General features: G+C 70.7%; 4 protein-coding genes. 3 read left to right on the top strand and 1 reads right to left on the bottom strand.

What is annotated here, in order from left to right:
• Nucleotides 1–361 (bottom strand): LexA family protein (locus FNQ90_RS10955; RefSeq protein WP_456115094.1); only part of this gene is annotated, 361 nt, incomplete at its 3' end.
• An 807-nt stretch (nt 362–1,168) separates the two neighbouring features.
• Between FNQ90_RS10955 and nrdR the strand changes: the two genes are divergently transcribed.
• The 3 genes from nrdR to FNQ90_RS10940 all read left to right on the top strand — a co-directional run bounded on the left by nrdR (nt 1,169) and on the right by FNQ90_RS10940 (nt 5,634).
• A complete protein-coding gene (gene nrdR, locus FNQ90_RS10950; RefSeq protein ID WP_143618226.1) occupies nt 1,169–1,633 on the top strand; it encodes a transcriptional regulator NrdR in 465 nt (154 codons plus the stop codon).
• A gap of 265 nt (nt 1,634–1,898) precedes the next feature.
• A complete protein-coding gene (locus tag FNQ90_RS10945) occupies nt 1,899–4,871 on the top strand; it encodes a vitamin B12-dependent ribonucleotide reductase (protein WP_182606195.1) in 2,973 nt (990 codons plus the stop codon).
• 154 nt (nt 4,872–5,025) lie between these two features.
• Complete coding sequence (locus FNQ90_RS10940) at nt 5,026–5,634, top strand: YdbC family protein (protein WP_143618222.1); 609 nt, start codon at nt 5,026–5,028, stop codon at nt 5,632–5,634.
• Nucleotides 5,635–5,663 lie beyond the last annotated feature (29 nt).

The raw sequence follows: 5,663 nt of genomic DNA, 5'->3' as shown, positions 1-5,663 counted from the left end.
GGCCGGAGGTGTCCGAGGGCTGCGGGGTGGGGGTCTCCGCGCCGCGCACCTCGTAGGCGCGCGGACGGTGCGGATCCCGGCGCAGGAAGCCCTTGCGCTCCAGGGCCATCAGCTGGTGCGCGACCGAGGAGGTGCTGGAGAGTCCGACGGCCTGCCCGATCTCCCGCATGGAGGGCGGGTAGCCGCGGCGTTGGACGGAGTCGCGGATGACCTCGATGACGCGCCGCTGGCGCTCGGTCAGTCCGCTGCTGTCCGCCCGAATACCCGGCGGGCGACCGGGAAGGGATCGCCCGGCGGGAGCCTCCCCGGCGCGGCCCGCCCCCGGCGGCGCGGTGATGGTGTTGTCTGCTGCGGTGGTCATGTCGCCCCTCTCGTGCGTACTCCCTGGCCGGTCAACGCTATGGGGTATCGAAAGGTTGCGCCAAACACACGTTCGAGTGAAATATGGCGATTCCACTGAAGAGACCACGGTCGACGGTGTAAGGAATTCCGTTTTCCGGTGAAATCGCGCGGTCCCATCCTCCCCGGCGATCCCCGGCGATCCCCGTGGCGCGCGGGGGCGGGGTCGAACCGGTCCGGGACGGGGTTGGACTTCGTGGCTCCGCCGCGGATCGGGTCCCCGGCGGTCGGTGCGCGCCCTCGAGGGATCACGCCCCCGGGACCCGGGTTCCGGGGGGCGCGGTGAGCCGGCGTATTCTCGCCCGGTCGTCCGCGTCCCATCGCGGTCGCCGGTCCGGTCGGTTCCCGCCGTCGGGCGCGGGGATCCCGAGTGGGTCCGCGGCGCCGCCCGCCACCCCGTCGCGCACTCGTTCCCGCACTCGTTCCGGTGCGCCCGGTGATCTCCGCACGTCGGAGCCGGAGAGGCGTGTGAACGGCCCCGTAAGAGTGACGTCCGGCACTCCGTGGTCGCCCGCGTGTCGGTCCCGAGCCCCCCAGATCTAGTGGTTAGATGGCTCGCGACTCCCCAGGGATTGTGGTCCCGAGGTCTCATCCGGGTCTCGGATCGCCTATGCTGGGGAGCGTTCCACGGGGGCCTTTCGGCCCTTGCGGAACCGTCGCGCGGTCCTCCGGGGGATCGCCGGGGAAGCCCGGCGTCACCCGCTCGGAACCGCCACCGGATCGACGGGTCCACCACATCGGGCACCACATCGGAAGGGGAGCGGTCGCGATGCACTGCCCTTTCTGTCGTCATCCGGACAGTCGGGTCGTGGACAGTCGAACGGCCGACGACGGCACCACCATCCGGCGCCGCCGCCAGTGCCCCGACTGCTCCCGGCGTTTCACCACGCTGGAGACGGCGGCCCTCATGGTGGTCAAGCGCAGCGGGGTGACCGAACCGTTCTCGCGGAACAAGGTCATCGCGGGCGTGCGCAAGGCGTGCCAGGGGCGACCGGTCACCGAGGACGCCCTCGACCGCCTCGGCCAACAGGTCGAGGAGGCGCTGAGGGCCGGTGGCCGGGCCGAGTTGTCCGCCCACGACGTGGGCCTGGCCATACTCGGCCCGCTCCGGGAGCTGGACGCGGTCGCCTACCTCCGGTTCGCCTCGGTCTACCGGGCCTTCGACAGCCCGGAGGACTTCGAGGCGGCCATCGAGGAACTGCGCGGGGAGCGTCCACCCGCGGAGACCGGCTGACGGGGAGGCCCCCGGAGGCACCCCACCGTGCGGTGGGCCGGCCCGGGCTCGGGCCCTTTGACCCGTCCGGACGGACACGCGGTGTGATCACCGGCGTGCGGACGTGATCGACCAGCCGGCGACGCCGGGGCGGGACGACGCGAGGAGCGTCCCGGACCCCGGTGCCGGTCGTGCGCGGGGACACCCGCCACGGCACCGAAGTACATCAGTGTCCCGGAGCAGGAGCCGGGCACACCAGGGCGTTTCGCCCGACGAGGGAGGCGGCATGACAGAGACGACGAGCGGTTCGGCACGGGGTTCACGCGGCAAGGGGACCAAGTCCGGAGGCAAGGGCGCGGCCCCCAAGGGCATGCGCATGGAGCGCATCCACACCACCCCCGGCGTGCACCCCTACGACGAGGTGGCGTGGGAGCGGCGCGACGTCGTCATGACCAACTGGCGCGACGGCTCGGTCAACTTCGAGCAGCGCGACGTGGAGTTCCCCGACTTCTGGTCGGTGAACGCGGTCAACATCGTCACCAGCAAGTACTTCCGCGGCGCCGTCGGCACCCCCCAGCGCGAGACGAGCCTCAAGCAGCTCATCGACCGGGTCGTGAGCACCTACCGCCGGGCGGGCGAGGAGCACGGCTACTTCGCCTCCCCGGCCGATGCCGAGATCTTCGACCACGAACTGACCCACGCCCTGCTGCACCAGATCTTCAGCTTCAACTCCCCGGTCTGGTTCAACGTCGGCACCAAGCAGCCCCAGCAGGTCAGCGCCTGCTTCATCCTCTCCGTGGACGACTCCATGGAGTCGATCCTGGACTGGTACAAGGAAGAGGGGATGATCTTCAAGGGCGGCTCCGGCGCCGGCCTGAACCTCTCCCGCATCCGCTCCTCCAAGGAACTGCTCTCCTCCGGGGGCAACGCCTCCGGCCCCGTCTCCTTCATGCGCGGCGCCGACGCCTCCGCCGGCACCATCAAGTCCGGGGGCGCCACCCGCCGCGCCGCGAAGATGGTCGTGCTCGACGTCGACCACCCCGACATCGAGGCCTTCATCGAGACGAAGGTCAAGGAGGAGGAGAAGATCCGAGCCCTGCGCGACGCGGGCTTCGACATGGACCTCGGCGGGGACGACATCACCTCCGTCCAGTACCAGAACGCCAACAACTCGGTACGGGTCACCGACGACTTCATGCGCGCCGTCGAGAACGGCGCGAGGTTCGGCCTGCGCGGTCGGCTGAACAACGAGGTCATCGAGGAGGTCGACGCCAAGGCGCTCTTCCGGCGGATGGCCGAAGCCGCCTGGGCCTGTGCCGACCCCGGCATTCAGTACGACGACACGATCAACCACTGGCACACCTGCCCGGAGTCCGGCCGCATCAGCGCCTCCAACCCGTGCAGCGAGTACATGCACCTGGACAACACGTCCTGCAACCTCGCCTCGCTCAACCTGATGAAGTTCCTCCACGACGACGGCAACGGCGTCCAGAGCTTCGAGGCCGAGCGCTTCGCCAAGGTGGTCGAACTCGTCATCACCGCGATGGACATCTCCATCTGCTTCGCGGACTTCCCCACCGAGAAGATCGGCGAGAACACCCGCGCCTTCCGCCAGTTGGGCATCGGCTACGCCAACCTCGGCGCCCTGCTGATGGCCACCGGCCACGCCTACGACTCCGACGGTGGGCGCGCCCTGGCCGGCGGCATCACCTCGCTGATGACCGGCACCGCCTACCGCCGCTCCGCCGAGCTGGCCGCCGTCGTCGGCCCCTACGACGGTTACGCCCGCAACGCCGACTCCCACCTGCGGGTCATGCGGCAGCACGCCGACGCCAACGCGGTCGCCACCCGCATGGACGACCTCGACACCCCCGTGTGGGACGCCGCCACCGAGGCGTGGGAGGAGGTGCTGCGACTGGGCGGGAAGAACGGCTTCCGCAACGCGCAGGCCAGCGTCCTCGCCCCCACCGGCACCATCGGCCTGGCCATGGGGTGCGACACCACCGGCATCGAGCCCGACCTGGCCCTGGTCAAGTTCAAGAAGCTCGTCGGCGGCGGGTCGATGCAGATCGTCAACACCACCGTGCCGATGGCGCTCAAGCGCCTGGGCTACCCGACCGAGCAGATCGAGGCGATCGTCGCCCACATCGCCGAGAACGGTTCGGTGACCGACGCCCCCGGCCTGAAGACCGAGCACTACGAGGTCTTCGACTGTGCCATGGGCGAGCGCGCGATCTCCCCGCTGGGTCACGTGCGGATGATGGCCGCCACCCAGCCGTTCCTCAGCGGCGCCATCTCCAAGACCTGCAACGTCCCGGAGACCGCGACGGTGGAGGAGATCGAGGACATCTACTTCCGGGGCTGGAAGCTCGGCCTGAAGGCACTGGCGATCTACCGCGACAACTGCAAGGTCGGTCAGCCGCTGTCGGCGAAGAAGAAGGGTGACACGGGCACCCCGACCACCACTGCGGTCACCGGCACCGGCACCGGCACCGGCGCCGTGGCCGTCGCCGCTCCCGCCGAGGCCCCGGCCGCCCCGGTGACGGTGGAGCACCACCCGGTGCGCAAGCGGCTGCCGAAGGGACGTCCCGGCATCACCACCTCCTTCACCGTCGGCGGCGCCGAGGGCTACATGACGGCCAACTCCTACCCGGACGACGGGCTGGGCGAGGTCTTCCTGAAGATGTCCAAGCAGGGCTCCACCCTCGCGGGGATGATGGACGCCTTCTCCATCGCCGTCTCCGTGGGCCTCCAGTACGGCGTGCCGCTGGAGACCTACGTCTCGAAGTTCACCAACATGCGCTTCGAGCCGGCGGGCATGACCGACGACACCGATGTCCGGATGGCGCAGTCGATCGTCGACTACATCTTCCGTCGTCTCGCGCTGGACTTCCTGCCGTTCGAGACCCGCTCCGCGCTGGGCATCCACACCGCCGAGGAGCGCCGTCGCCACCTGGAGACCGGCTCCTACGAGGCCACCGGTGCCGATGACACCGAGGTCGACGTCGAGGGACTGTCGCAGTCCGCGCCCGCCGCGCCCGCCGCGCCCGCCGCGCCCACCTCTCCGGTGCTCCACCGGCAGCCGGTGCGGGAGGAAGGCCCGGCGCCCGGCCAGGCCCGCACCAACGCCGAGTTGGTGGAGATGCAGATGGGGGTGAGCGCCGACGCCCCGCTGTGCTTCTCCTGCGGCACCAAGATGCAGCGGGCCGGCAGCTGCTACATCTGCGAGGGTTGCGGCTCCACCAGCGGCTGCAGCTGATCGCGGGCACCCCTCGGGGTGAACGATGTGTCGGGGCGGTGGGACCGGGAGACCGGCCCCGCCGCCCCGGGCGGGCGCCCGGGGCGCCGGCGCGCGCCCGTCGGGCTTGCCCGGTCCGACGTCCACCGGGCCCCGGGGGCCGTACGATGGCGCGGTGCTGGTCAAGTGGATTCGTTGCAACGTCGTCGAACGGACCGGTTTCGAGCGGGGGCAGCGGAAGTGGGCGGGACTCCTCGGTGAGCCCGGCTTCCGCGGACAGGGCGGGGGCTGGAGCCGAAGCGATCCGGGAGTGGCGCACGTCTTCTGCTTCTGGGAGAGCCGCGCGCTCTACGACTCGTTCATGGCGCGTTCCCACGACCGTCTGGCGTCCTCCCAGGTCGGCACCCACCGGGACGCGCGGGTGCGGCTCTTCGAGTACCGCTTCGACGTCAAGATGGGCTTCGAACCGCGCTTCACCGACGTGGATCTGCTGCGGGTGGCGCACTGCCGCGTCCACGAGGACCGCACCGAACACTTCTCGCTCATGCAACGAAAGGTCTGGAACCCCGCGATGGCCGGCAGCCCCGGCATGGTGCGGGGGGTCTTCGCCGAGGCGGAGGCGGACCGCGAGTTCCTCGTCCTGTCCATGTGGGACTCGGCCGCCGAGCGGGCCAAGTACCGCACCGACCGGGTGGAGCGTCTGGTGCTGCGTGCCGGTACCGGCGCCGACCTGGCCGCCCTCGCCGGCGACGTGATCGACCTGGAACCCGCCTGGACCGTCTGAGGCCCGGGGGAGCGGGGCCGCCGGGGCCC

The organism is Streptomyces alkaliphilus (assembly GCF_014141535.1).
Lineage (GTDB): Bacteria > Actinomycetota > Actinomycetes > Streptomycetales > Streptomycetaceae > Streptomyces > Streptomyces alkaliphilus.
The sequence above is the reverse complement of the archived record's forward strand: the minus strand, read 5'-3'. Positions and strand labels throughout refer to the sequence as shown.

Coding starts and splice junctions, on each gene's coding strand:
- FNQ90_RS10945 (WP_182606195.1), top strand. CDS start 1,899: ATGACAGAGACGACGAGCGGTTCGGCACGGGGTTCACGCGGCAAGGGG.
- nrdR (WP_143618226.1), top strand. CDS start 1,169: ATGCACTGCCCTTTCTGTCGTCATCCGGACAGTCGGGTCGTGGACAGT.